This window comes from Bacteroidota bacterium, assembly GCA_016715945.1.
Lineage (GTDB): Bacteria > Bacteroidota > Bacteroidia > Bacteroidales > F082 > JALNZU01.
Genome location: JADJXJ010000001.1, coordinates 472,966 through 499,033 on the forward strand (window position 1 = coordinate 472,966; position 26,068 = coordinate 499,033).

20 protein-coding genes are annotated in these 26,068 nt (G+C 50.3%); 11 read left to right on the top strand and 9 right to left on the bottom strand.

The genetic code is table 11. From position 1 onward, the window contains the following. Positions 1-73: 73 nt before the first annotated feature. From IPM52_01745 to IPM52_01755, 3 genes are all read left to right on the top strand, one after another. Entirely contained in the window at positions 74-3,130 is a 3,057-nt protein-coding gene (locus tag IPM52_01745) for a DUF2723 domain-containing protein (protein ID MBK9290348.1), read from the top strand. An 88-nt stretch (positions 3,131-3,218) separates the two neighbouring features. Beyond that, positions 3,219-5,237, top strand: coding sequence for a cation:proton antiporter (locus tag IPM52_01750; protein MBK9290349.1), 2,019 nt, complete (start codon positions 3,219-3,221; stop codon positions 5,235-5,237). Next, on the top strand, positions 5,234-5,647 hold the full coding sequence (locus tag IPM52_01755) for a DUF393 domain-containing protein (GenBank protein MBK9290350.1): 414 nt from the start codon (positions 5,234-5,236) through the stop codon (positions 5,645-5,647). Before IPM52_01750 ends, IPM52_01755 begins: the two co-directional genes overlap by 4 nt. 118 nt (positions 5,648-5,765) lie before the next feature. Here the strand turns inward: IPM52_01755 and IPM52_01760 are convergent, their stop codons facing one another. After that, positions 5,766-6,545: a TIGR00159 family protein gene (locus IPM52_01760; protein MBK9290351.1), complete on the bottom strand. Its 780-nt coding sequence runs from the start codon at positions 6,543-6,545 to the stop codon at positions 5,766-5,768. A 217-nt stretch (positions 6,546-6,762) separates the two neighbouring features. Between IPM52_01760 and IPM52_01765 the strand changes: the two genes are divergently transcribed. Beyond that, positions 6,763-7,077: a rhodanese-like domain-containing protein gene (locus IPM52_01765; protein ID MBK9290352.1), complete on the top strand. Its 315-nt coding sequence runs from the start codon at positions 6,763-6,765 to the stop codon at positions 7,075-7,077. A 17-nt stretch (positions 7,078-7,094) separates the two neighbouring features. On the opposite strand, the gene IPM52_01770 is transcribed toward IPM52_01765, so the two are convergent. Next, on the bottom strand, positions 7,095-7,418 hold the full coding sequence (locus IPM52_01770; GenBank protein MBK9290353.1) for an Hpt domain-containing protein: 324 nt from the start codon (positions 7,416-7,418) through the stop codon (positions 7,095-7,097). A 130-nt stretch (positions 7,419-7,548) separates the two neighbouring features. Beyond that, positions 7,549-10,035, bottom strand: coding sequence for a ferrous iron transport protein B (gene feoB, locus IPM52_01775; protein ID MBK9290354.1), 2,487 nt, complete (start codon positions 10,033-10,035; stop codon positions 7,549-7,551). Positions 10,036-10,186: 151 nt separating this feature from the next. On the opposite strand from feoB, the gene IPM52_01780 reads away from it, so the two are divergent. After that, positions 10,187-11,911, top strand: coding sequence for a C69 family dipeptidase (locus tag IPM52_01780; protein MBK9290355.1), 1,725 nt, complete (start codon positions 10,187-10,189; stop codon positions 11,909-11,911). Between the two features lie 69 nt (positions 11,912-11,980). Here the strand turns inward: IPM52_01780 and IPM52_01785 are convergent, their stop codons facing one another. Next, positions 11,981-14,515: an LruC domain-containing protein gene (locus IPM52_01785; protein MBK9290356.1), complete on the bottom strand. Its 2,535-nt coding sequence runs from the start codon at positions 14,513-14,515 to the stop codon at positions 11,981-11,983. Positions 14,516-14,808: 293 nt separating this feature from the next. Further along, positions 14,809-15,162 carry a hypothetical protein gene (locus tag IPM52_01790; GenBank protein MBK9290357.1) on the bottom strand — a complete coding sequence of 118 codons (354 nt, stop codon included), beginning with the start codon at positions 15,160-15,162 and terminating at the stop codon, positions 14,809-14,811. A 219-nt stretch (positions 15,163-15,381) separates the two neighbouring features. On the opposite strand from IPM52_01790, the gene IPM52_01795 reads away from it, so the two are divergent. The 6 genes from IPM52_01795 to IPM52_01820 all read left to right on the top strand — a co-directional run bounded on the left by IPM52_01795 (position 15,382) and on the right by IPM52_01820 (position 22,362). Continuing rightward, positions 15,382-19,065 carry a PAS domain S-box protein gene (locus IPM52_01795; GenBank protein MBK9290358.1) on the top strand — a complete coding sequence of 1,228 codons (3,684 nt, stop codon included), beginning with the start codon at positions 15,382-15,384 and terminating at the stop codon, positions 19,063-19,065. A 172-nt stretch (positions 19,066-19,237) separates the two neighbouring features. Continuing rightward, positions 19,238-19,972 carry an SDR family oxidoreductase gene (locus tag IPM52_01800; protein MBK9290359.1) on the top strand — a complete coding sequence of 245 codons (735 nt, stop codon included), beginning with the start codon at positions 19,238-19,240 and terminating at the stop codon, positions 19,970-19,972. Positions 19,973-20,107: 135 nt separating this feature from the next. Continuing rightward, positions 20,108-20,938: a hypothetical protein gene (locus IPM52_01805; GenBank protein ID MBK9290360.1), complete on the top strand. Its 831-nt coding sequence runs from the start codon at positions 20,108-20,110 to the stop codon at positions 20,936-20,938. Positions 20,939-20,980: 42 nt separating this feature from the next. Then, entirely contained in the window at positions 20,981-21,475 is a 495-nt protein-coding gene (locus IPM52_01810) for an RNA polymerase sigma factor (protein ID MBK9290361.1), read from the top strand. After that, complete coding sequence (locus IPM52_01815) at positions 21,462-21,881, top strand: hypothetical protein (GenBank protein MBK9290362.1); 420 nt, start codon at positions 21,462-21,464, stop codon at positions 21,879-21,881. Before IPM52_01810 ends, IPM52_01815 begins: the two co-directional genes overlap by 14 nt. A gap of 4 nt (positions 21,882-21,885) precedes the next feature. Further along, complete coding sequence (locus tag IPM52_01820) at positions 21,886-22,362, top strand: hypothetical protein (GenBank protein MBK9290363.1); 477 nt, start codon at positions 21,886-21,888, stop codon at positions 22,360-22,362. Position 22,363: 1 nt separating this feature from the next. On the opposite strand, the gene IPM52_01825 is transcribed toward IPM52_01820, so the two are convergent. From IPM52_01825 to rfbD, 4 genes are all read right to left on the bottom strand, one after another. Then, complete coding sequence (locus IPM52_01825; protein ID MBK9290364.1) at positions 22,364-22,906, bottom strand: DUF5063 domain-containing protein; 543 nt, start codon at positions 22,904-22,906, stop codon at positions 22,364-22,366. Between the two features lie 173 nt (positions 22,907-23,079). After that, positions 23,080-24,816 (bottom strand): phospho-sugar mutase, encoded by a 1,737-nt coding sequence (locus tag IPM52_01830; GenBank protein ID MBK9290365.1) that lies wholly within the window; start codon positions 24,814-24,816, stop codon positions 23,080-23,082. After that, on the bottom strand, positions 24,813-25,211 hold the full coding sequence (locus tag IPM52_01835) for a GxxExxY protein (protein MBK9290366.1): 399 nt from the start codon (positions 25,209-25,211) through the stop codon (positions 24,813-24,815). Before IPM52_01835 ends, IPM52_01830 begins: the two co-directional genes overlap by 4 nt. Continuing rightward, entirely contained in the window at positions 25,204-26,064 is an 861-nt protein-coding gene (gene rfbD, locus IPM52_01840; protein ID MBK9290367.1) for a dTDP-4-dehydrorhamnose reductase, read from the bottom strand. Before rfbD ends, IPM52_01835 begins: the two co-directional genes overlap by 8 nt. Between the last annotated feature and the right edge of the window lie 4 nt (positions 26,065-26,068).

The following is a 26,068-nucleotide window of genomic DNA, read 5'->3' on the forward strand; positions in this document are numbered from 1 at the left end:
AATGGGTATTTTTGCCAGACTTAAGTTAAGCCAGGGGCGAAGAATTTGAATGGAATCACAACACCATCCTATAATGAATTTTAAAAAACTTAATGACCTCGTCGGTTGGATTGTTTTTGGCATTGCCACGCTCGTTTATTTTCTGACGCTTGAACCCACCGCAAGCTGGTGGGATTGTGGTGAGTATATTGCCACTGCCTACAAACTTCAGGTGGGGCATCCTCCGGGAGCGCCTCTATTCCAGATGATTGGCAGGTTTTTCAGCCTGTTTGCTTTTGGAAATCCCACACAGGTGGCGCTCATGATCAACATCATGTCGGCATTGTCGAGTAGCCTGACCATCCTGTTTTTATTCTGGACGATTACCCTGCTGGCCCGAAAGGTGCTCATGGATGGCGGCAACGAGCAAAACAAGGTGGCACAATACCTGGTGCTTGCCGCTGGTGCAGTGGGTGCACTGGCTTACACCTTTACCGATTCGTTCTGGTTCTCGGCCGTCGAAGGCGAGGTATATGCCATGTCGTCCTTCTTTACTGCCCTGGTTTTCTGGGCTATCCTCCGTTGGGAAAGGGTGGCCGACGAGCCACACAATTACCGCTGGCTGCTTTTCATTGCTTACCTCATCGGTTTGTCCATCGGGGTGCACATGCTCAACCTGCTTGCCATCCCGGCAGTGGTTTATGTGTTTTATTTCAGGAAGTTTAAACCTACTTTCAAAGGTTTTGTGCTGGCTGGTATTGTAGCAGTGGCTATCCTGGGATTCATCATGAGCTTCGTGATACCACAGGTTGTCAACCTGGCCAGCAAATTTGAACTGTTTTTCGTGAACTCGCTCGGCATGCCCTTCAATACCGGCACGGTCATCTATTTCGTGGTGCTGATTTCGCTCATCGTGTTTGGGCTCAGATACACCCACATCAAAAACATGCCGGTGCTCAACACCTCCATCCTGGCATTCATGTTTATCCTGATCGGATACTCCTCTTTCTTTATGATCATCATCCGTTCCAATGCCAATACCCCCATCAACGAGAATGAACCCAACGATGCCATCTCGCTGCTGGCCTACCTCAACCGGGAACAATACGGCGACTGGCCTTTGCTTCACGGCCAGTACTACAATGCTCCGGTGGTAGATTATGCCGATGGCAGCCCGGTGTATGTGAAAGACCGCAAGAGTGGCCGCTACATTATCACCGACCACCGGCGCGGAACCAAACCGGTTTATGATGATCGGTTTACAACCATTTTCCCCCGCATGTGGAGCAACCAGAAGCAGAGCCACATCAGCATCTACCGGCAATACGCCAAAAAAGGCATACCCATCCGGGTAACCAAACCCGATGGTACGTCGGAGGTGCTTTATCGCCCGACCTTTGGTGAAAATCTGAGCTTTTTCTTTGGTTATCAGCTCAACCACATGTATTTCAGGTACTTCATGTGGAATTTTGTGGGCAGGCAAAACGATATTGAAAGCCAGGGCGAGATAGATGCCGGCAACTGGATCAGTGGCATCAATGCCATTGATAAAATCAGGCTGGGCGACCAGCGCAATCTGCCCGACAGCATGAAAAATCCGGCCCGTGCACGGTTCTATTTTCTTCCCTTGCTGCTGGGTCTTGCCGGCTTATTCTGGCACCTGAAGCGCCATGCACAGGACACCTGGGTGGTATTTATGCTCTTTTTGCTCACCGGGATTGCCATTGTGGTTTACCTGAACCAGACACCCTATCAGCCCCGCGAACGCGATTATGCCTATGCAGGATCGTTTTACGCGTTTGCCATATGGATCGGATTTGGGGTGCTGTGGTTGTATGAGGTCATCGAAAAATACCTGAAAAACAAGGTCTCGGCAATAGCTGTAGCTACTGCCCTCAGTTTCGTGGTTCCGGTGGTGTTGGCAGCCGAAGGCTGGGAAGGCCACGACCGTTCGGGGCGTTACGCTGCGCGCGATTTTGCCAAAAGCTACATGACCGGCTGTGCGCCTGATGCCGTTATTTTTACCAACGGCGACAACGATACCTTCCCCCTCTGGTATGTTCAGGAAGTGGAAAACTTCCGCACCGACATGCGCGTGGTCAACTATATGCTGGCTTCGACCGACTGGTATGTGCATCAGATGGCAAAGAAGGTGTACGACTCGGATCCGCTGCCGCTGACGCTTACGCCGGAACAATATAATAAAGGTGTCAATGAGTACATACCTGTGCTGGAGCGCGTGCAGGGACCGGTGGAACTGCGCGAGGCCATCCGGTTCATTGCCGACGAGCGCGACCAGACCAAAGTGCCACTGCAGAGTGGCGAGCGCATCAATTATCTGCCATCGCGCAAGCTTAAAATTACCATCGACAAGGATGCGGTGATCCGCAGCGGGGCAGTGCCCGAAAGCATGCGCCACCTGATTGTGGACGAAATCGTCTGGGAGGTGAAACAGAACGGTCTGGACAAAAACGACCTGATGCTGCTCGATTTTCTGGCCACGAGCAACTTTGAGCGGCCGATATATTTTGCCAACCCCAACAGTGTGAGCAAAGTGCTCGATGTGGACAAATATTGCCACCTCGAGGGGGTGGTGTTCCGTTTTATTCCTGTGGAAGCCCCTGAATATTACCGCAATATGGGAGGGGTGAATGCAGAAAAATCGTACGATGTGCTTGTGAACCAGGCCAGCTGGGGCAACCTGCATCACGACAGGGTGACCGTTGACCGCGAATCGTACAGAAACTCTGCACTGGCCAAGCAAAGCTACATGCGCACAGCCCAGGCCTTAATCAATCTCAACCGCAAAGACAGCGCCATAAAGGTGCTCGACCGAAGCCTGGAACTTTTCCCGCACAAAAAGATCACCTTCGACTTCTACATGCTGCCCTGGGTGGATCTGTACTTCGATGCAGGAGCTCCCGAAAAGGCCAAAGAGGTAATGCGCATCCTGGCTGACCGCTACCTTCAGGATCTGGAATATTACAACAGGCTGACTCCCAAATTTGCCGCATATTACGAGCGCCAGACCCAGGAAGCGCTGGCCGTCATTCAACGCCTTTCGGATGTGGCCAGGTCAAGGAACCTGACCGACTTCAGCCAGGAACTCGAAGATGCCCTGGATATGCAATTGAAAAAAATGGGAATGTAACCTGAAAGTCGGTTGAAACGACCAACCGGTCCGGAATACCATTCCTGGCCGGTTTTTTTATATCTTCCGGCAATAATATCCCTGACGCATGGATGTCAACCTGTTAAAAGAAGCTGTCTTTATTTTCGGTGCTTCTATTCTGATTTTTCTTGCATTTCAGAGGTTCAGCCTGCCCTCGGTGCTTGCTTACATGCTTGCAGGTATGTTGCTGGGAAACAGTGGTTTGGGGCTCATAAAATCGTCCCATCAGATGGACCTCTTTGCCGAGGCCGGGATCATTTTTCTGTTGTTCATCATTGGTATTGAGTTCAGCATCAAGGGCTTACTGCGTATCGGTAAGGCAGTATTTGCTGGCGGCAGTCTTCAGGTGGGAATGACGGTATTGTTGGTCACGCTGACAGGTCTGGCTTTTGGTTTGCCATTGCCAAAGGCTGTGTTTCTAAGTTTTCTTATTGCCTTAAGCAGCACGGCCATCGTGCTTAAGCTTCTGCAGGAGAAAGGGATGACCACCAGTCCGCACGGCAAGCTGTCGCTTGCCATCCTCATCTTTCAGGATATCATCATCATCCCCATGATTTTGCTCGTGCCTGTTCTTGCCGGTCAGGGAGGCAATATCGGTTTTGAGCTTCTGCTGATGCTTGGCAAGTTTGCCCTGGTGCTGGCAGCACTTTATTTTTTGTCACGCACGGTGGTGCCTTTTATTCTGGACAGGGTAATCAGGACGCGCAGCCGCGAGCTGTTTCTGCTAACCATTGTAACGATCATTTTTGCAGTGGCATGGCTCACCCACGAGCTTGATCTTTCGCTTGCCATAGGGGCATTCTTTGCCGGGCTCATCATCAGCGAGTCCGACTACAGCCATCAGGCTACCGCCAATGTGCTGCCATTCAGGGAGTTGTTTCTGAGTTTCTTCTTTGTCTCAGTTGGCATGCTACTCGATCTGAGTTTTTTTGCCGCAAATGTCCCGATGATTCTGGCCCTGACATTGCTGCTTTTTCTGTTAAAGTCGTTGATAGTCTTTCTTTCAGTGCTGATACTTCGTTACCCTGTGCGTACGGCACTGATGGCTGCATTTGCATTGTTTCCGGTGGGAGAGTTTTCGTTTTTGCTCGCTTCAATAGGCATGAGGAATGATTTGATATCCGAAGAAATTTATCAGTATTTTCTGGCTTCGAGCATCATTACCATGGGGTTGACGCCATTTTTGCTCGGGTATGCCGAATCCATAAGCGATTTTATCATCCGTTCGTTGTTGCCGCGAAAAGTGAGACACAGGTTGCTCACATTCAGGGCATTACGCAAGCAACACGAAGAATCGCTGCATCAGGAACTGACAGATCATCTTGTGATTGTAGGTTATGGGGTGAATGGCCGTAATGTGTCGCGGGCTGCTGCCGAAACTGATATTCCGTATATAGTGGTTGAACTCGATCCTGATGTATATAAGGCAGCGCGCGCCGAAAATGTGCCTATTGTTTTTGGTGATGCGGCCGACGATGTCATCCTGCATCATGTTCACCTCCAGAAGGCCAGGGTGGCTGTGATTGCCATATCCGATCCGCAGTCCACCAAGAAAATCATTACCCAGATGCGCATGATTTCCGAAACTGTACATATCATAGTGCGTGCAAGATATGTCAACGAGATAGATGAAATCCTCCGCCTGGGGGCCGACGAGGTTATACCTGAGGAATTTGAAACCTCTATTGAAGTGTTTACCAGGGTATTGAATCATTATCTGATCCCTTACGACAAGGTGCAGTCGTTTGTGAGTCACATCCGGGCACACAACTATGAACTTTTGTGCGGCAAAAGCGGTGGAAATCAATGTCCTCCGCATCTGCGGCTGCACATCCCCGATATGGTGATTGCTACCCTGCCTGTGCAGCGCGGCGGGAATAAGATTGTAGGCAAAACGCTGCGCGAGAGTCAGTTGCGTACCAGGTTTGAAGTAACAGTTCTGGCTATCAGAAGGGGACAACAGTATCTCACAAATATCAGTCCGGACACCACCATCGAAACCGACGATATGCTTTATTTGTTCGGACACCCTGAGAAGATTGCCAGGGTGAATGCGTTTCTTTTGCTCGATGAAGTTGCCCGATGATGTCTGAACTGCCAGATCCGCTTTTGCTGATAGATGGTGAGTGTAGCCTTTGCAATGCATCGGTTCGACTCATATTAAGGCTCGAAGCCCGGCCCGTCATTTATTTTGCTGCGCTGGATTCGGAGAAGGGACGCAAACTGCTGCGAAATCTGTCTGCCGATACAGCGCTGCCCGACAGTGTTATTTTGATTGATTCCGGTGGATTGCACGTAAAGAGCAGGGCTTTGGCGAGGATTGGCAAACACGCTGGAGGCTGGCTTGCGCCGCTCAGGCTTTTGAATTTGTTTCCGCGCTCATGGGCCGATGGGATGTACGATTTTGTGGCGCGAAGGCGGATACGGTGGTTTGGCCGGACAAGCTATTGCGCGCAGGTGAAAGCCTCGCAAAGACACCGGTTTATTGACTTGTAGCCAGGTTGGTAAACCTGTTGAGGCGCTTTATGCCATCGCAATAGTTTTAAACCCGGAAAAACATTTTGTCAGGGGTCAGTATTATTATTCCAAAAGTAACCCGGGCGATGGCGGTCAGCTAATCGCTGCTGTCCTCGAGTAGGGAATGCAGCAGGTTACGGAGTTCTTCCGGGCTGTTGATATGCAGCAGGTTACCCTCGTGGGCCAGGGAGATGTTGCCGGTTTCTTCCGATACGATGATGGCTATGGCATCGCTTTGTTCGGTGATGCCCAAACCGGCGCGGTGCCTCAGTCCGGGACGGCCCGGGAGGTCAAGCTTTTTGGTCACCGGCAGGATGCAGCCTGCGGCTCTGATTCTGCCATCGGTGATGATCATTGCGCCGTCGTGCAAGGGGCTGTTTTTGAAGAAAATGTTCTCGATGAGCGGTTGTGAGATCCTGGCATCGATAAGCACGCCGGTTTGTACGAATTCAAACAGCTTGTTCTGGCGTGCAATTACAATCAGCGCTCCGGTTGACTTGGTGCTCATTGCAAAACATGCCTGAATCAGCGGATCGAGCTCCGAACCTGTTTCTTTTTCTTTCAGCCGGAGAAAAGGAAAGAAGAAATTAAACTTTCGTACGAACCTGGGCGTGCCCAGCGCAAGCAGAAACTGACGGATTTCGGGCTGAAAAATGATAATCAGGGCAATGAAGCCCACACTCACAAATGCCCCGAGAATTTGTCCGAGCAATTCCATACGCAGCACCGTTACCAGGCGCCACAAAAGAAATATGGAAACGATGCCAAGAAAGATATTCATGGCAGCAGTTCCCCTCAGCAAGTAGTAGAGGCTATACAAAAGGCTGGCTACCAGAATGATATCTATGATATCAAATACCCGGAGCTGAATGAACATGAGGGATGCAAGTACCGGTAAGTCCATTCCTGGCTGTGAATTTTCGGCAAAAGTAGGGGAAATGAAGCTACCTTTGGCCTGGAGTAACCTTTTGGGAGGTTCTGTGTTCAGGCGGCAGCTTTGAGCAGCTGAATATCATGAACTTTTTCGGCAGTATGCGTGTTTTTGTCCTATGATTAAAGACTCCCCGTCGTTTCAGGATTTTCAACTACCTGGTGTGAAGCACCTTATTCCTGAGGATGCCTACCGGTTGATCTCGGCCGGCAAGGCCATGCTGGTGGACTTGCGCGAAGAGGAGGAATATGTGGATGGTGTTGCCGGCCAGGTGCCTGTTGCTTTTTTTCCGCTTTCGGAGCAAAGCAGCTGGCCTTTTTCGCCGGAAGAGGGCTTGCATGTGCTCATGTGTGCCCATGGCATCCGGAGTGTCCGCATCTGTGCTTTACTTAATCAGATAGGGGTGCACAATGTGGTCAGCCTCGATGGTGGTTTTGAGCAGTGGAAGCTGTCGCGAATGCCGGTGCAATATCGCTGATTAAAAAGCCGGCAAGTTTATTCTTCAAACTCTTTACGTAGTTCCCTGAGGTCGGCCAGGAGCAGGGTGGAGGATTTCTGGAGCTTTTCGAAAAGTTCATTCAACCCTTCGTTGTTGCCATTGGCGCCGCGTTGCTCCAGCTCACGGGCAATGGCTGTCGTTTCGTCGGCCATAAAATTCGATACCACGCCTTTAAAGCTGTGTGCATCAAACTTGAGCGCACTCATGTTGTTGGTTGCAATATCCTGACGGATGCTTTCCAGGCGGCCGTCGCATTCGTTCAGAAATATGTCGATGATTTCCAATACGATGGGTTTGTCGAAGTATTGGAAAGTATCCATAAAAACTTCTTTATTGATTACATTCATACCAGGCTCAATTCGTTAGTTTAGTGGCTCAGTAAGAGAAGCTCACTTTAATTGCGAAGTTAGGGCTTCTGGAAAAATGCATCATTATTTTTCAAAAAAAAATTCAGAAACCAAGCATCAAGCCTGTCTGATAGACCGCAAAGCTGGCAAGCCAAGCAAGGAGGGTGGTATATACGGAGGTAAACAGGGGCCACTTCCAAGCACCTGATTCTTTTTTAATTGCTGCAAACACGGCAATGCAGGGGAAATAGATCAGGATGAACACCATAAAGCTGAATGCAACCAGTGGCGTGAACACCGGTTGACCGGCTTTCGGACCGGATTCATAACGCTGCTCTCGCAGCCTGGCAGCCAGGCCTTCTACCCGGTTTTCGTCGGCATCAGTCTGATACAATACGCCCATAGTGCTGATGATCACTTCTTTAGCTGCAGATCCGGCCAGAAGGCTCACGCCCATTTTCCAGTCGAATCCCAGAGGCTGGATGGCAGGTTCTATCCAATGACCCAGCCTGCCGATGAAGGAGTTTTCCTGCTTAAGCTGCCGGCGCTGAAGCTCGAGCTGCGCGATGACTTCATCCGGGTTTTCCACTGTTTGTCCGGAATCTGAGCTTTGTATGCGGGAAATTTGTGCATCAATCTCTTTATCAATATGTCCGCCTCGCGGAAAATATCCTAATGCCCAGATGATCAGGCTGGCCAGAAGAATGATGGAACCCATCTTTTTGAGGTATTGGGCGCCCTTGAACCAGGTTTGCCTGAAAACGGATTTAGCGGTTGGTATTCTGTAAGGGGGCAATTCCATCACAAACGGGATTTCCTGCGCTTTGAAGAGGGTTCGCTTGAAAATAATGGCAAGAATCACGGCAAACATGATGCCGATAAGATAAATCCCGAAAAGGATGGTGCCTTGCCAGGCTGTAAAAAATGCGCTGATAATCAGGATATAAACCGGATATCTTGCGCTGCACGACATGAAAGGAATAATCATCATGGTCACCAGGCGGTCGCTCCGGTTTTCGATTGTACGCGTGGCCATGATGGCTGGCACATTGCAGCCAAATCCCATCAAAAGTGGAATGAACGAACGGCCGTGCAAACCCACCCGGTGCATGATTTTATCCACGATAAAAGCTACCCTGGCCATGTAGCCTGTGGTTTCGAGCAGGCTCAGGAAGAAAAACAAAATCAGGATGTTGGGTAAAAAGACAATGACGCCTCCCACGCCTCCGATCACGCCATCCACCAGCATATCGCGAACAATGCCATCAGGAAGCATGGCTGAAACTGTACTGCCGAGCAAAGATACCCCGTTTTCTATCCATTCCATGGGGTAGCTTCCCAGCCAGAAGGTTGCCTGAAAAATGACCCACATGACCATCAGAAAGACCGGATAGCTCCAGAACCGATGAGTGAGCAAGCGGTCGATTTCGCGGCTTTTATTGGTTGTTGCAGTGGTGGCCTCGACGAAAGTTTCTTTGAGTGCGCCCTCGATAAAGCCGTATTTGGCATCGGTGATCACGCTTTCAGCATCCTCTTTGAAAATGCGCTCTATGCGGCTTTGCTCGGCTTTTGCGGTTGTCTGTATTTCGGCAGCATTCCGACAGCCTGCTATTCGCTCCCATTCCCGGCTGTCGCCTTCGAGCAGTTTGAGTGCACTGAACCTTGGGGCAACCGTTCGGTGGAGCAGCTCGTTTCCGGGTTTCCGGATCACTTCCTGAAGGCGATCGATGGAGGTTTCCAGTTCTTCGCCGTAATTGATGTGCACATGTCGGGTGTAAGGGTCACGATCTTCAAAAACCTCGGCCACTTTGCTGAACAACTCCCTGATACCGGTTCCTTTCGAAGCCACGGTGGGTACAATCGGGATGCCAATCATTCTGGCAAGATGTTCATAATCAAACCGATGGCCTTTCTCCTCCAGCTCGTCGAACATATTGAGTGCCATCACCACCTTGATGTCCATGTCGATGAGCTGGGTGGTGAGGTAAAGGTTGCGTTCGAGGTTTGAGGCGTCCACCACATTGACCACCACGTCGGGCACCTGTTCGAGAATGAAATTCCGAACAAAGAGCTCCTCGGGCGAGTAGCTCGTTATGCTGTAGGTTCCGGGCAGGTCGGTCAGGTCGAAGCGGTAGTCGTTGAGCTCGAAGCTTGCTGTCTTGGCTTCCACGGTCACACCGCTGTAGTTGGCCACCCGTTCCCTTGAATTAGAGGCAAAGTTGAACAAAGTTGTTTTCCCGGAATTGGGATTTCCGACCAGTGCAACATTGATCTGCCGTCGTCCGGGGAGTCTGTCGAGCGATAGGGCGCCTTCGAGCACTTTAACCCCGTAAAAAGCCTGTCCATTCTGATAGGGCAGACTGTCGGGTGTGTAGAGCTCAATCATGGCAGCCTCGGCCTTACGCAACGAAACCTCGTAGCCCATGATGTTGTATTCCACAGGGTCGCGCAACGGGGCGTGTTTCACCACGATCACCTGTTTACCAGGCACAAAGCCCATTTCCATAACACGCCTGCGAAATGCTCCCCTGCCTTTCACTTTGGCAATGATACCTTTTTCTCCCTCTTTCAGATCCGACAGCAGACGCATAATCAGAATAGTTCAACCTGCAAAAGACCTGCTTTTTTCAGGGCCTGTAAATACCCATATTTAGTGATTCAGTCGTCCGAAAACTGATTGAAGTGCTGTGTTTATCCCCGAAATGTTAGTTTTGCCTTTTTGTCATAAAACCTTACTGTCGATGAAAAAAATTCTGGTTCTGTTTTGGGTCATGTTGTTTGGTGCCGACTTACTGGCTTGCACCAATTACCTTGTGAGCCGTGGGGCCTCAGTGGACGGTTCTACCATGATCACTTATGCTGCTGACTCGCATATCCGCTATGGAGAGCTTTATTTTAGTCCTGCCCGCGATTGGCCTGCCGGCAGCATGGTCACCATCTACGACAGGAGTACAGCCAAACCTCTGGGACAGATCCCCCAGGTGCGATATACCTACCAAACCGTTGGATTTATCAATGAGCATCAGGTGGCTGTGGGGGAATCTACCTTCGGCGGAAGAGAGGAACTGGTGGATAGCACCGGCATTATGGATTATGCTTACCTGATGTTTTTGTCGCTGCAACGTGCCAAAACAGCCCGCGAGGCAATCAAGGTGATGGCCGATCTGGTGGCTCAGCATGGCTATGCCAGCTCCGGCGAATCGTTTTCGATTGGCGACCCCAATGAGGTATGGATTCTCGAAATGATTGGAAAAGGCACAGACTTAAAAACCAATCGCCGGACCGGGGAGGTTTACAATGCCAACAAAGGCGCAGTCTGGGTTGCGGTGCGCATCCCCGATGGTTATGTGTCGGCCCATGCCAACCATGCCCGGATCACGCAGATCCCCAAAGCCGACGGCCGTCGTGTGATTACTGATAAACAATGGGACAAGCTGAACAATCCGGAACTTGAGGTGATTTACTCACATGATGTGATCAGTTTTGCCCGGGCAAAAGGATATTTTACCGGCAGCGATGCCGAATTCAGTTTCAGCGATGTGTATGCCCCGCTCGATTTTGGTGCTGCACGCTTCTGCGAGCTGCGCGTCTGGGCCATGTTCAATCATGTCTCCGAAGGGATGCGCGCCCATTGGGACTATGCCACCGGAAATGTGAAAAGCCCTAGGATGCCGCTGTATATCAAGCCCAACCGCAAACTCAGTGTACACGATCTGATATCGTTCAAGCGCGATTATCTCCAGGGAACTGAGCTTGACATGTCGCAGGATGCCGGAGCCGGACCGTTCGGACTGCCTTACCGCTGGCGCCCGCTTACCTGGAAATACAACGGAAAAGAATACTTCCATGAGCGTGTAACGGTTACCCAGCAAACCGGCTTTTCCTATGTGGCGCAGATGCGGTCGTGGTTGCCCGGACCACTCGGTGGCATCATCTGGTTTGGTGTGGACGATGCAGGACAGTCGGTGCACGTACCCTTTTATGCCGGCATAAACGAAGTGCCCCTGCAATGGCGCGAGGGTTATGGCGATATTCTGACTTATGTGGACGATGCGGCCTTCTGGGTGTTCAACCGGGTTGCACATTTTGTTTACCTGTTCTACAGCCGTGCCATCACCGATGTGCATAAGGCGCAGGCCGAACAGGAACAACACTTCCGCAATGTGGTAGCCGAAACTGATCAGCGGGCTATTGAGCTGTACCAAAGCAATCCCGACGAGGCCAGAAGGCTGCTCACCGAAGTATCGTCCGGGCTGGCAGTGGAAACCATCAAAAGATGGGCCGCTCTCGGTAACTTCCTGCTGGTCAAATATCTGGATGGCAATGTGAAGCAGGAAAAAGACGGTGAGTTCATCCGCAACCCCTATGGCTATCCTGCTCCGCCAAGGCACCCGGGCTATCCGGATAGTTTCAAGCGAACCATCATCAACGAAACAGGAGAAAAGTTCCTTTATCCAGCACACTGAACCTTCACAAAACAGCAAAGCCGGCCTTTAGGGCCGGCTTTTGCTTATTTGGATGTAGTGTAAGGGATTTCAGGGAGTTGGGATCTGATAGATCACAGCCTCATTGCGGTAGCCCGGCAGGTTTTTGTACCAATCAGGGAACTGCACGCCTCCGCTCACAGCCCAGGCTGCTAATTTCAGGTGGGCTCCGGTGATGTCCTGTTTTTCAATCGGATAGGCAAACGACTCGTAGATATGAATGGCCCAGGGTAGATTGTTTTCGGTCACATAATATTTGCCTTGCGCAGGATTCGACGCATCATCCCATTGCCCGAATTTCGATGGGTCGGCCAGATCGGTTGGCGGATAGCCGGGGAGGTGTACTTCCACGGCCCGGTTTTTATCCACAATGATAAACGGGTTGAAGTTGCCAATGTCCAGGTCGTTGATGCTCACCGTGTTTGGCTTAAATGTGATAAGGAGTTCCATGGTTACTGGATTGACGTAAGGTGCGCCGGGCGTAGTGTTCACACCAATACCGGTGCCGGGATGTGGCATGTGTGCAAAGGCATTGTCAAACAATATAAAAGTTGGCTTGCTCTGGCCAGCTTCGGTGCCGTTGGCATCAAGAGTTATAATGTTGTCGGTGAGGTAATTGCCTGCAACGGACAACACATCGACGGGCTGCACATTGCCATCAAACTGAAAGCCGAAACCGTTCTCAAATGAAGCGCCAAATGCCTTAAGTACGAAAGTAGCCTTTATCTGTTCCACGAAATTCAGGTTATTCGAGCTGATTTCGAACTGGTAGTCAATCACCATGTCGTTGAAATCGTAGTCACCTTTTGCCGGCCAGAGGTCCTCAAAAGCCAGCGTCCCGAATCCGGTTGCGGGGAACAGGTTGGTTATTCCGCTGCTTTCGGGGCCTAATTGCAGGGTAACGGTAGCGGGCAACAAACTCTTCACACCGGCATTGTCCACAGCGTAAAAGCTGATCACGATCTCCGTTGTGCCTGCCGGCGAGGCAATGCTGATTGGAACGGCCGGGTTGCCGTTTGGCAGGGCGGGAATGCTCACGCCTGCAAGGGGAAAACTGCCAGAGGTATAAGTTGTGCCATTGATGGTTACACTGCTGGCGTTAGTGGGAAAGGAGCTGATAATCAGTTCAGTCACGCTGCCATCCGGATCGCTTGCACTAAACAAGGCCGGACTGACAGCCATAGGCACATTGTCGCCTGGATGCGGGACTTCGGGAGCTATGGCTGAAGAAGCAACCGGTCGTTGTTCCACACCAAACTTGATTCCGGTAATGTTTTCTGTGCTCAGGCTGATGCTTGTCACTCCTTCGAGATTGAGGTCTGGTGCACCGTTTCCGGCTGAGCTGCCGGTGTAAACCCACTGGTCGCTGCCGGTTGTTTTGGCTGGAGCAGGGCTGCCCACAGTACCCGGATTGATTGAAAGCTGAAGGTTATAGCTGCCAAATGGCAATCCTTCGGCATAGAAACTGCCATCAGGCTGCACGGCGGCTACTTTGACCACCTGGTTGGATGCATTGAGGATGTTTACATAGAGCGGATTTCCCTCGATAGCCTGTATGGAAGCGCCATCTATCGTGCTGTTGGTCAGACCGTCGGGATCGTGAAATACCTGTCCGCTGATGGAGAGTATGCGCACCAGTCCGGTAAGCGCAATCATGTCGAGCCCGCCTTGGGTGCTGCCGCTGGTATTCAGCGGGAAAAATGTGGTGTTGGTATAGTCAGTAAAATCAGCAGATGTTCCCGAAGCTGGAAAGTCGGCAGCAGCCAGCGAGTAGCCGTAAATCGTCTGCCCATCGCTGAGTCCGAAGTCGGCAAAAGATAAAAACACTCCGCCGATACCCTGTCCGGATAGTGAGGTACTCGCGAGCAGGTTGCCGGTGCCATTGTCGCGGCGCAAAACCACGGAGTTTTGGTTCGGGATTACGTTCACTGAGCCATAATGCGTCGAGTTGACTCTGATGAGGTTCGAGTAGGCCGCTGGATTTCCGGAACCGTCGAGTGCGGTGATCACGCCGACTACAAAGGCATCGTGCTGATTTACAGCTCCGCGCTCCATCACGGCAAAGCCCTGTCCGGAAGCAGAGGTAAGCGAAATGCCCCCCGGGACCAGCACATCCAGCCGCTCGATGTTGTTGATGTTGCCATTTCCATCGCCGGTGTTGGCAAATAAATTATCCGAACCACGCAACAGATTGGTATTGCCGGTAAATGCAGTGGACATATTTGGTTCGTAGGGTGCCTTAAGGTTGATTGTGCTGCCCGATAGGTTGCCGAAATAATACATCAGGTCGCGAGGATTGCTCACACCACTGTTATTCACCCTGCGAAAAACCACCTGTACCGGAATGGGCTCATAGGCGAAGGCCTTGCTGCCAGCTTCAATGGCTTGCAGCGAGAGTTGGTGATCGGTGAATGTATTGGAAGCAAAAGTGTAGGTGTAGGTGTTTCCCGACAAGGGGGATGAAGGTGCCCCATTGGCAGTGTATGTGGTCACATCTGTTGAACTGCTCACCTGAGTCTGTATTGCGGTGATGCCGCTTTGGGCCACCGCATATTGCGAAATCAGCATGAAGCCAATTGCTGTCAAAACAGCGCTATGGTGTATTGTGATTCTGGAAAGTCTTTTCATTGGATACATTGCGTTTATCAATAAGGTATAATCAGTAGATTTTAACTAGCAAAAATCGTGCTTAAAATGTAAATATCTGATTGTGAATGAGTAAATTAAAAACAGCCTGAAAAAACGTACAAGTTGTGGCAAAAAATTCCAAATTCTGGAAGTTGGGATATTGCATAGCTTGTTTTCAAAAATAAAGCCGGCTTATTCACCGGCTTCAAACGTGGGGATAGTTTATTTAGATCTGAAAGTTTGTTGTGCCGCTAATTGAGGTTCACGTTGAGGTTTGTATTTCTGAGCTGAAGGGGAACATCTTTTCCTGCAAATTTAACAATGACCGACTTCTCGTAGGTAGGCAGGGTAATCTTCATAATATAAGGCTGTTGTGCCGTAAGATATGCACGCTGATAGGATACATTCTGGCTGTTGACCACCTGTACCAATCCATTCTGGTTTGCCGTAAAGCTGATTTGGTAATCTTTTGTAGTCTTCCAGTCGAAGTTTGCGGGCACCTTCAGATCCTCCATGCTTTTTGGCTGGTTGGGCTCAAAACGGTCTTTGCGGCAGGCAGTCATTGCTACAGAGGCAAGTATGAGAAGCATCATTATTTTTTTCATGGCTTTGTGTTTTGTTTCTAATATGCCAAAGACTGTGCCAAAATCTAAAATTACCATAATACATTGAAAAACAAATATATAATAAATGGTAAAATCAAAAGTTGCTTCCAGAATGTGGAAATTATGCGTGTTTTTGGAAAAAAGAAAATTTGACTGCGAGGCGTTAAAAAATTTTAATTTCGGCCTTGATTTCAAAACAGCAAATGACCAGGACGACTCATGGAAAAGCGCACAGAGGAATACATTTTGCTGCTTGTTGACGATGAGCAGGCGTGGGCGAAAAATACAGCGCAATATCTCACAAAAGAGTGCACAGGGCTAAAAGTTGAAGTGGCATCGAACGGCAAAGAGGCGATGGAAAAAGCCCTGGCATTGAAACCGGATTTTTTCTTTCTGGACTTGCTTTTGCCCGATATTCATGGATTGAAGCTGACACAGTCAATCAGGAACAGACCGGAGTTCACGAACAGCAGCATTGTCCTGCTGACCATTTTGCAGACCGACGAACCTTTGATGCATGAAGCCCTTGCGGCCGGAGCTGATCTGTTTATCCAGAAGCCATTGGATACCGCTGGTTTGAAAGAAGTTGCCACAAAATGTATGGAACTTGCTAAAGCCCAGCGATTGCTTGCACATAAGCAGAACGAACTTGACAACCTGCAATGGTCGCTCAGGCCGAGGATGCAGCCGGGCGCCAATGTTCTCAGGCCAAACCTGCTTCAAACTCAACGCGCACAGCGGTCGCAGCAAATTTTTGCCCATGCCCCGGATGCGATTGCAATTACAACATCTGATGCCCTGATTCTGGAAGTAAATGCAAAGCTGTGTGAATACAGTGGTTATCAGGCCAATGAGTTGATTGGTAATCAATTTTCTGTTTTGTTTTCTGAGGCCGAACTAAAGCGGAAACCTTTTCAGGTAGAAAAGGTCCTAAAAGGCGAAACGGTTGAAAATGAGCGCTTTCTAAGGCAACGAAGTGGTTTGGAGATACCTGTCTGGATGAAATCGTTGCTGCTGCCCGATGGCACAGTTGTGTCGTTTATGCGCGATATTTCATCCATCCGGAAAACAGAACAGGAGCTTACCCGGCAAAAGGCTTTCTCGCAGAACATCACCGAAAAGATCCCAAACATTGTGTATCTGCACGATCTGCGCAGCAGGAGCAATGTGTATTGCAACCGTAGTGTGGCCGCGATGTTGGGCTATCCGCCCGATGTGCTAACCGATGAGGATGAAGGTTTCCTCGAAAAGGTGGTGCATCCCGATGATTACAAAATGTTTGATAAATTTTATGAACAGGCTGACTTGAGCGATCCGGAACTGACTTTTCATTTCGAATACCGCATGAAGGCTTTCTCCGGAGAGTGGCGTTGGTTCAAAGGTTACGAGCGGGTGTGGGAACATAAGGATGGAAAAATTACCATGCTGATCGGTGCTGTGCTGGATGTGAGCTCGGAGAAGGAAAAAGAAGAAGCCCTCAGAATGAGCGAACAAAGGTATCGTAAGCTGATGGAGTTGTTCCGCAAAGTTTCGGACAACATGCCCGACATGCTTTGGGCTAAAGACATGCAAAAGCGATTCATCTTTGTCAATAAATCCATTTGCGATAACCTGCTGCATGCCACCGACCAGGAGGAACCTATCGGCAAGACGGATCTTTTCTTTGCCAACCGCATCAAAGCCGAGCGACCTGATGATCCTGATTACCACACCTTTGGAAAAATATGCCAGGATTCCGACGAAGTCATTTTTCAGACCCAGACCCCAGGAAGGTTCGATGAATTTGGCAATGTCAGAGGTAAGTTTCTCTACCTCGACGTGGTCAAGGCGCCCATCTTAGACGAACAGGGCAAACTCATTGGTGTAGTGGGCGCAGCCAGAGACATCACAGAGCGCAAGCTGCAGGAGAAATACCTCGCCATACAGCATGCCGTTGCCGAAGCGGTTGTATCGTCGGCCGACCTGACCCAGCTTGTAAGTACCATACGCGATGAACTCAAGGCAGTTATAGATACCTCGAGCTTTTATGTGGCAATGGCCGATAAAAATCGTGGAAAACTTTTCACGCCTTTTGTGGAGGACATTGACGAAATTGACGAATGGGACATTGAAGGCTCACTCACTGGTTTGGTTGTCCAGCGCAACGAAGTCCTGCATATCGACTGTGCTGCTTACCAAGAAATGGTTGCGCAAGGTGAGGTGCAACTGGTAGGAACCATGTCGGCCAGCTGGTTGGGTGTACCGCTCACGGTTAATGGTGAGGCAATTGGTGCCATTGTCGTGCAAAGCTACACCGACGAGCATGCCTTCGGCGAGCGCGACCAGACTTTGCTCGAGTTTCTGGCGAATCAGATTGTGCTTTATATTCAGCGCAAAAGTGCCATCGACCAGGCAAAGTTGCTCGAAAGGGCCGTTGAGCAAAGTCCAAACGGGGTAGCGGTGCTCAATGCCAAAAGGCAGGTTGTTTACATAAATCAGGGCTTTGCCGACCTGCTCGGACGCACAAAAGAAAACATCATTGCCTGTGGCCCCGGTTTTGCTCAGGAAATACTGAAGAACGACGAACTTGTAAACGAATTAATGGAGTCGCTGTTATCGGAAAATTCCTGGAAACGTGAGATTCAGGTGCTTCGCCCGGATGGCTCTTCGGTTTGGGTGGATGCTTCCATCTGGCCAATATACTCCGGCAATAATGAGCTTTCCCACTTCCTGGTAAACCTGGAAGACGTCAGTGCAAAGCGTGAAATGCTCAACGAACTGATTGAAGCCCGTGACCGAGCCGAGGAAAGCGACCGCCTGAAGTCGGCCTTCCTGATGAATATGAGCCATGAGATCCGCACTCCCCTGAACAGCATCATGGGATTTTCTGACCTGCTTGCCACCCAAACAACCGATCCTGAAGACGTTCGCGCACAAGCCGAGATGATATACCGCAATGGTCAGCGACTATTGGGATTGATTAATAACATATTGAAAATAAGTAAAATAGATGCCGGAGCCGAAGAACTTCAGTCGGTGGTTTTCAGCCCGGCCGAGTTGCTGCAAGAAGTTGTACACAGTTTCCAGCCGCAGGCCAACAAACAGGGAATCAGCCTAAAGCTGAATGTTGCAGAGAGCGATCGCCACATCAGGATTGCCTCCGACCGCATGAAAATACATCAGGTGCTCGACAACCTTGTGAACAATGCGCTCAAATTCACCCACCAGGGATTCATCGAGCTTGGCTTTAAAATGACGGAAGGCAAAGCAGGGTTTTACGTGCGCGATACAGGCAGAGGCATAGCCGAAACAGAAGTGGAAAAGATTTTTGAACGCTTTTACCAGGCCGATGTTTCGCTCAACCGGGGCTATGAGGGCGTCGGACTGGGGCTTGCACTTTGCAAATCGATCATGAATCTGTTGGGAGGCAAGATCTGGGCTACATCCGAGCCTGGCAAAGGTTCTGTGTTTCATTTTGAGCTGCCCGTGGAAAGGCATTATAGCGCTCATCCTGAAACAGGTACACCCAGCCAGCAATCCGCTGAAGTTCATGTGCGCGGAAATGAGGATACCATCCTGGTGGTTGACGATGACGAAGCGAGCCTCATCATGATGAAAGCCTTGTGCAGGTCGCTGGGACAAAAAGCTTTGTTTGCTCCAGGAGGCGCTGAGGCCATCGAAGTCCTGCGCGCTAATCCAGGCATAGGTCTGATTTTCATGGATATCAAAATGCCCGGCGTCGATGGCATCCAGGCACTTGAAGAAATTCGTAAAGCCGGAAACAATTGCGTCATTGTGGCAACAACAGCTTATGCCTTGCATGGGGATGAACAGCGCCTGCGGGCAGCCGGATTCGACGATTACCTTGCCAAGCCGGTGACCAAAGCAAGTATCACACAGATGATCATGAAATACAGGAAATGATAGGAAAGCGGAACGAGGGGGCAATTAAGAAAATTATTCAATTTGCTGAATTAGTGATAGTTGGAATATATGCTTAAAATTATCTTCAGCTTTTTTTTCGCAGGCTAAATCAATAAAGTACTATTTTGGCTAATTTGCACGTTAGTTGTTAATCAGTTTTTAAAATTCTAATATGCTAAAAGACAAGGTTATTGTAATCACAGGCGCTTCCAGTGGAATCGGTGAGGCAACGGCAATGCTTCTGGCTGAGCACAATACAAAACTGGTACTGATGGCCAGACGGAAGGACCGTCTTGAAGCACTTGCTGAAAAGGTGAAGGAGATGGGGGCCGAGGCAATGATTTTGCCTGTTGAAGTAACTAACCGCACACAAGTATTGGACGCTTTCTCCCGTGTGCATGAAGCTTATGGAAAAGTTGATGTCCTGGTAAACAATGCGGGACTCATGCCTGTTTCGTTCATGGATAAGCTCAAGATTGACGAGTGGGACCGCATGATTGACGTGAACCTGAAAGGATTGCTTTATTGCATAGCCGGGGTGCTCAGCAGTATGAAAGCTAACCGGTCGGGGCACATTGTAAATATCTCGTCGGTGGCCGGACGAAGGGTTTGGCCTGGTTTCGCCGTTTACAATGCCACAAAGTTTGGTGTTACTGCCCTTTCGGAGGCCATGCGCATGGAGCTCACGCCCACCTTTAATATAAAGGTAACAGTGATCGAACCGGGAGCTGTGGCCACCGAACTTACGCAAACCATTACAGATCAAGATATTCTCGAAAGTTTTGCAAAGCGGCGCATCACTCCTTTGCTTGCCAACGATATTGCCAGGGCCATCAAATATGCCATCACCCAGCCCGATCACGTCAATGTGAGCGAAGTGGTTGTGATGCCCTCGGCGCAGATGTAAGGCCACGGAATTTCCAGGGGGGATATTTCTGTAGGCTGAACAAATCCGGGCTTTTGTCCGGATTTTTTTTTATCTATGTTAGACTTTTGCATTTTTGAGGTATCTAACACGGTGTAAACAAAAATCAAAAACACCATGAAAAGAAAAATCCTTTCCATTGCTGTCATTCTGTTGATCAGTGTGGCCGGCTTTATTGGCTGCAAAAAGACCGATGATTCGGGGTCGGAGCTGCTCAAACGGGAGACCGCCCGCGAAGCATTTGCCGAAGAGGCTTTCGATGAAGCTTCCGAGATCTCCGATCAGGCTTATTACGCTGCGCTACCTGGCTTGAAAGGTGGCGATAACGATCGTCCGAGGCTGGCACCTTGTGCCACAATCACGTTGGATACCACGGTGATGCCCAGGGTTCTCACCATCGATTTTGGACCGGAAAACTGCCTTTGCAACGATGGCAAGTATCGCAGGGGCATGATCATTGTTACATTCAACGGACGCTGGCGCCGGCCCGGAACGGTGGTTACGCATACTTTCCAGAATTATTATGTGAACGACAACCATGTGCAAGGCACCAAAGTGATGACCAATCAGGGCTTTGTGAATGGCAAAATGACTTTCAGCCATGTGAACAATGGCAGTGTTACATTTGCCCAGAGTGGGGAAACTCTGAGCTGGCAGTCGGAAAAAATTCACACCTGGGTCGAAGGATTCGGCACGCCCAACTGGCGCGATGATGTGTTTCTGATCACCGGGACGAGCAATGTGAGCCACAGCAATGGCAGATCCGTTGAACGCCTGATCGTTGAACCTCTCAGACGGGAGATGAGCTGCCGTTATTTTGTGAGTGGTACCATACAAATCACTCCCTCCAACGCTCCGCAGCGCCTGCTCGATTTTGGGGATGGCACCTGCGACAATCAGGCCACCATTACCATTGGAGATCAGGTGATTGTAATCACCCTGCCATAATCTTTCCATTCAAAGGTCATCTCCTCCATGTATTAAATGGCAATGAAGCAGCAACGCACAGCGTTCTTTGAAGAATTGGTAAATAGCTATGGGCCAAAGCTTTATAATTTAATCCGAAGCATTGTGCTCAATCACGAGGATGCCAACGACCTGCTTCAGGAGACCATGATCAAAGCATGGAAAGGACTTGAAAGCTTCCGGCAGGAGGCTTCCTATGCAACCTGGCTTTACCGCATTGCACTCAATGAGGCACTTCGGCACCAAAAGCGGGCGAGTTTGCGACGCAGTTTGCAGTTCTGGCAGCCAGCGACGCAAACCGCCCAATCCCCTGCAGGTGATGTGGAGGCAGTGCTGACAGCCGCACTCGAAACACTGACACCCAGGCAGCGAAGCATTTTTGCGTTGCACTACTTCAATCAGCTTCGATTCGACGAGATTGCAGCCATGCTCGGAATAACCGAAGCCACAGCCAAAGCTACTTACCATCAGTCAGCAAACAAAATCAGAAAATACATCGCAAAATATGCAGAGCAATGATCCCTTAAATGGCAAGGTGAACCCCCTGGCACCCTTCAGGGTGGAGGAGGGCTATTTCGACGGGCTGGCAGAAACGACGGAACACAAGTTGCACGAAACGGAACGCAGGCGTGAGCTTTACATCCCGCGCGCAATTGCGGCCTCTTTTTTGCTCCTGCTCACCCTTGGCACAGTACTTCTGTTTTGGCCAAACAGCAGCCCGCCGGCTCATAAGGAATTACTTGTAGCCGACATCCAAACCGATACAGAGCTTTGGATGCACAGCGAATGGCTTCAGGATGAGACCAACGGACTGCAGGCCGATAGCGTAAAGCTCGAGGACTTTCTCTATCAGCAGTTGTTCGCAGGTGTGGAATTGAAAGAGTTAATGGAATTTTATTTTGAACAGGAAGAAAATGAGTTTTAATAACATGAGAACCAAAGTTATATTACCCAGTGTATTGTTTTTCATCTTGTTAACCTTTATTGCACAGGCCCAGCCGGCTCAGCGGCCTTTTCGCGAACGGGTCGAAGCTGCCAGGGTGGCATACATCACCAAGAGCATGCAGCTGAGTCCGCAGGAGGCTCGCATATTCTGGCCTTTGTATGATGCTTACATGGCCAAGGTTCAGGAACAGCGACAACAAAGGCTTGAATTTCGGAGCGGGTTCGAAAGGCTCGATGCCATGTCGGACGACGAAGTAAACAAAATGCTGGATGCGCGCATGGCACAGGCCGAAGCCATGCATAAGGCCCGCAAGGAATTCATCAGCCAATTGCGCAAAGACTTGTCGCCGCGCAAAGCAGCAATGTTTATCCGGGCAGAGGATGAATTTCAGCGCGAAGTCGTGGAACGCATCCGGCCCGAGGACGATAGGCCTTTGCCTCCGGCACGCCGGAGACCCTGATTCAGAACAGGTCGGTAAAATTGGTTTCGCCTTCGTTCGCCTGCCCGAAATATTTCTGGTGTATTACGGGCAGAAGGCGGGCAAGGCGAGGCCCCCAGTGTTCTGCAAACAAAACCTTGCACCCGGCTATGGCGTTTTCGCGCTTGGCCGGGTCTGCTTTTTTGAACAGGGTGATAAAGTCTTTCAAATCCTGATACACATCGGCAAGGTGTTCGCTGATGCTGCCATTGAGGCTGGCCGGTTCGCCAAACTCGTTCTCGCCCACATAGGTGAATTCATCCTCGAGGTCGAACAATGCCCTGAGGTCGAGAAAGATGCTGTCCCATTGTTCCTCAGTCACATACCTTTCGTCCGCTTCAGGATATTCCGGTTCGATATCGGGCAGCAGGGTTCCGCGCAAATAGAGCAGCGGAACAAACTTCAGCAGGTTACCAAATGCGATTTTGGGCTCCATGCCGGAGGCCTGTTCGATGAAACTGCAATACTCGGTGGCCACAGCGGCCATTTCGAGTACATTGCGCGACAAAGTAGGGTCGTCGGACATTAATTAGAGCTTAAGTTGTTTATTGTTAATATGTTGCAAAACCAGCCCGGGTGTATTGCATTCCTTTGGGCAACGAAGTCAGGTTATGTATAATGCACTTATATACAATCTGTTAACTGCGATTGGAAAAAAACAAAGTCCGGTCGGCATTTTTTGCCAACCGGACTTTATCCTCAGATGCCCAGTGAAGCCAGCATGAGCTCGATCTGTTTGTCGAGTTGGGCCTCAACCTGATGGTAATCTTCGACGCGTTCGAGTTTGCCTTTGACGCCGAAATAGAACTTAATTTTTGGTTCAGTGCCCGAGGGGCGCATGCTTATCTTGCTTCCATCGGCTGTGAATAACTGAAGCACGTCCGATTTAGGCAGGTCAATAGGTTTTTCTTCGCCGGTGCGCAGGTCGCGGCTTATGCGGAGCAGGTAGTCTTTGATCATCACCAGGGGCTGGCCTCCGATTTCTGCTGGGGGATTGTTCCTGAAGCGTTCCATCATGGCCTTGATTTCGGCTGCGCCTTGCATGCCTTTCTTTGTGACTGAGAGCAGTTTCTCGCGATAGAAGCCAAACTCCTTGTAAATTTCCTTGAGCATGCCAAACATGCCTTTGCCCTGTGCTTCGGCCCAGGCTGCTGTTTCGGCCAGCATCACGCAGGAGATCACGGCATCCTTGTCGCGCACAAAGTCGCCTACCAGGTAGCCATAGCTTTCCTCGCCTCCTCCGATGAATTTTTGCTGCCCCTCGAGCAACCTGATCACTTCGGCAATGTATTTAAAGCCGGTGAGCACGTCGTATTTTCCGACACCATATTTGTCGGCAATATCGAACAGCAGCTCTGAGGTGACAATGGTTTTAACGATATACTCTTTTCCGGTGAGCTTGCCGTTTTCGTGCCATTTGTGCAGCAGATAATAGATCAGCAGGCTGGCAGCCTGGTTGCCGTTGAGCAGGGCATATTGGCCCTTGTCGTCTTTCACGGCAATGCCCACGCGGTCGCCGTCGGGGTCGGTGGCCATCACAATGTGGGCATCTACTTCTTTGGCTTTTTCGATGGCCATGGCCAATGCGGCCGGCTCTTCCGGATTGGGTGAATGAACGGTGGGGAAATTGCCGTCGGGGATGTCCTGTGCCTCAACGGTGAAAATGTTTCTGAAACCTACAGCGCGCAGGGCCTTGGGCACAAGCTTGACGGTGGAGCCGTGGATGGGCGTAAAAACGATGCGAAAATCATCTGCATTGGCAATCAGCCCGGGCGACAAACTGAGTGCCTTGATTTCGTTGACATAGATATCATCGAAATCTTCACCCAGGGTGTGAATCAGTTCGGGTTGGGTCTGGAAGTTCACCTGGTCGGGGCTGCTGATTTTTTCTACTTCAGCAATTACGTTTTTATCGTGCGGAGGGATCAGCTGGCCGCCGTCATTCCAATAAGCTTTGTAGCCGTTATATTCTTTGGGGTTGTGCGAGGCTGTGATGACCACACCGCTGTGGCAGCCGAGACGGCGGATGGCAAAGGAGAGTTCCGGCGTGGGCCTGAGCGCATCGAACAGATAGACATGAATGCCGTTGGCCGAAAAAACTTCGGCGGTAATGCGCGCAAAATGGCTGCTGTTGTTGCGGCTGTCGTGGGCAATGGCCACCTTGAGCTGTTCACCGGGAAACATCTTTTGGATGTAGTTGGCAAGTCCCTGGGTGGCCATGGCAACGGTGTATCTGTTCATCCTGTTGGTGCCCACGCCCATGATGCCACGCAATCCGCCTGTGCCGAATTCCAGGTTTCGGTAGAAACTTTCGGCCAGCTCGGCAGGGTCGTTATCGATCAGGTGTTGCACCTGCTGGCGCGTTTCTTCGTCGAAAGCGGGCGAAAGCCACGATTTTGCTTTTTCAAGAATCTGAGGGTCAATTTGTTGGCTCATTGTGAAAGTTTTTTAGGGTTAATCACTTTTCTGAAACCATCAACAATACGTTCGGCCGATGGGTCGAGCAATATGCCCAGTTGGATACCAGTGAACGACAGAATGGTATTCAGCCGGGTAAGGTGGTAGGCAATATTTTCAGAGGTTTTTACAATTTCAACAACAACGTTTTCTTCTACGATGAGGTCGGCTACAAGACGTTCGTCAATTCTTATTCCTTTATAGTGCACATCAACAAGGGCATTGGTCCGGAAACGTAATCCGCGGAGCCTCAGCTCATGGATCAGGCAGGCCTGGAAAACTCCGTAGAGCATTCCGGCACCGATGGTTTGGTGCACTTCTCGTGCTGCATCGTAAATCTGCATGGCGAGCATGCCACGGCTGCCCTTATCCATTGAGTTCCTCCAGGCATTTGATCAGGCTTGATTTCCAATGTGGTATGCTGATCTGGAGCTGGTTCTTGATTTTTTCTTTTGCCAGCACACTGTAAAACGGACGCGTGGCCTTTGCCGGCCAGGCTGAGGACGGAATGGGGTTAATCTTGCAGTTGAGGCCCGAGAGCTCCATGATTTGCAGGGCAAAATCGTACCAGCTCGTCACGCCTTCGTTGCTGAAATGGTAAATCTCTTTCACCGGGTGGCGGTCGTAGCGGTCGGCGAAAATCACGATTACCCTTGCCAGGTCGGCGGCCCAGGTTGGGGTGCCAATCTGGTCGTACACCACATTTAACTCCACACGCTCGCTTCCGAGTTTGCGCATGGTCTTGACAAAATTTAACCCATGGGCGCTGTAGAGCCAGGAAGTGCGGATGATGATGCTGCTTGCCTGGTGGCCGGCGAGGATGGCTTCGCCTTCGGCCTTGCTTTTGCCATAAGCCGAAACCGGGGCAATGGGATGTGTTTCCTCATAGGGCTTAAAGTGGCGTCCGTCGAAAACATAGTCGGTGCTCACATGCACCAGCAGGGCCTTGTTCAATAAGCATGCGTCGGCCAGATTGCCTACGGCTTCGGCGTTGATCAGCAACGCTTTTTCCGGTTCGTCTTCGGCTTTATCCACGGCAGTGTAGGCGGCACAGTTGATACAGATATCAATATCGTGCGCCTGAAAATAACCCTTCACCGCATCGCGGCTGGTGATATCCAGCTCTGCCACATCCGTAAAATGCCATTGGTGCACCCTGTCGGTAGCGGCGATGCGTTGCAGTTCGTAACCCAGCTGACCACGCGAACCAGTAACAAGGATGTTCATGGTT

Bases quoted from the DNA above. Each gene is read 5' to 3' on its own strand.
- IPM52_01755 (MBK9290350.1), top strand. From the start codon at position 5,234: ATGATGTCTGAACTGCCAGATCCGCTTTTGCTGATAGATGGTGAGTGT.
- IPM52_01770 (MBK9290353.1), bottom strand. From the start codon at position 7,418: ATGGATACTTTCCAATACTTCGACAAACCCATCGTATTGGAAATCATC.
- IPM52_01795 (MBK9290358.1), top strand. From the start codon at position 15,382: ATGGAAAAGCGCACAGAGGAATACATTTTGCTGCTTGTTGACGATGAG.
- IPM52_01745 (MBK9290348.1), top strand. From the start codon at position 74: ATGAATTTTAAAAAACTTAATGACCTCGTCGGTTGGATTGTTTTTGGC.
- IPM52_01810 (MBK9290361.1), top strand. From the start codon at position 20,981: ATGAAGCAGCAACGCACAGCGTTCTTTGAAGAATTGGTAAATAGCTAT.
- IPM52_01815 (MBK9290362.1), top strand. From the start codon at position 21,462: ATGCAGAGCAATGATCCCTTAAATGGCAAGGTGAACCCCCTGGCACCC.
- rfbD (MBK9290367.1), bottom strand. From the start codon at position 26,064: ATGAACATCCTTGTTACTGGTTCGCGTGGTCAGCTGGGTTACGAACTG.
- IPM52_01800 (MBK9290359.1), top strand. From the start codon at position 19,238: ATGCTAAAAGACAAGGTTATTGTAATCACAGGCGCTTCCAGTGGAATC.
- IPM52_01805 (MBK9290360.1), top strand. From the start codon at position 20,108: ATGAAAAGAAAAATCCTTTCCATTGCTGTCATTCTGTTGATCAGTGTG.
- IPM52_01760 (MBK9290351.1), bottom strand. From the start codon at position 6,545: ATGTTCATTCAGCTCCGGGTATTTGATATCATAGATATCATTCTGGTA.
- IPM52_01790 (MBK9290357.1), bottom strand. From the start codon at position 15,162: ATGAAAAAAATAATGATGCTTCTCATACTTGCCTCTGTAGCAATGACT.
- IPM52_01820 (MBK9290363.1), top strand. From the start codon at position 21,886: ATGAGAACCAAAGTTATATTACCCAGTGTATTGTTTTTCATCTTGTTA.
- IPM52_01750 (MBK9290349.1), top strand. From the start codon at position 3,219: ATGGATGTCAACCTGTTAAAAGAAGCTGTCTTTATTTTCGGTGCTTCT.
- IPM52_01825 (MBK9290364.1), bottom strand. From the start codon at position 22,906: ATGTCCGACGACCCTACTTTGTCGCGCAATGTACTCGAAATGGCCGCT.
- IPM52_01835 (MBK9290366.1), bottom strand. From the start codon at position 25,211: ATGGATAAGGGCAGCCGTGGCATGCTCGCCATGCAGATTTACGATGCA.
- IPM52_01780 (MBK9290355.1), top strand. From the start codon at position 10,187: ATGAAAAAAATTCTGGTTCTGTTTTGGGTCATGTTGTTTGGTGCCGAC.
- IPM52_01830 (MBK9290365.1), bottom strand. From the start codon at position 24,816: ATGAGCCAACAAATTGACCCTCAGATTCTTGAAAAAGCAAAATCGTGG.
- feoB (MBK9290354.1), bottom strand. From the start codon at position 10,035: ATGCGTCTGCTGTCGGATCTGAAAGAGGGAGAAAAAGGTATCATTGCC.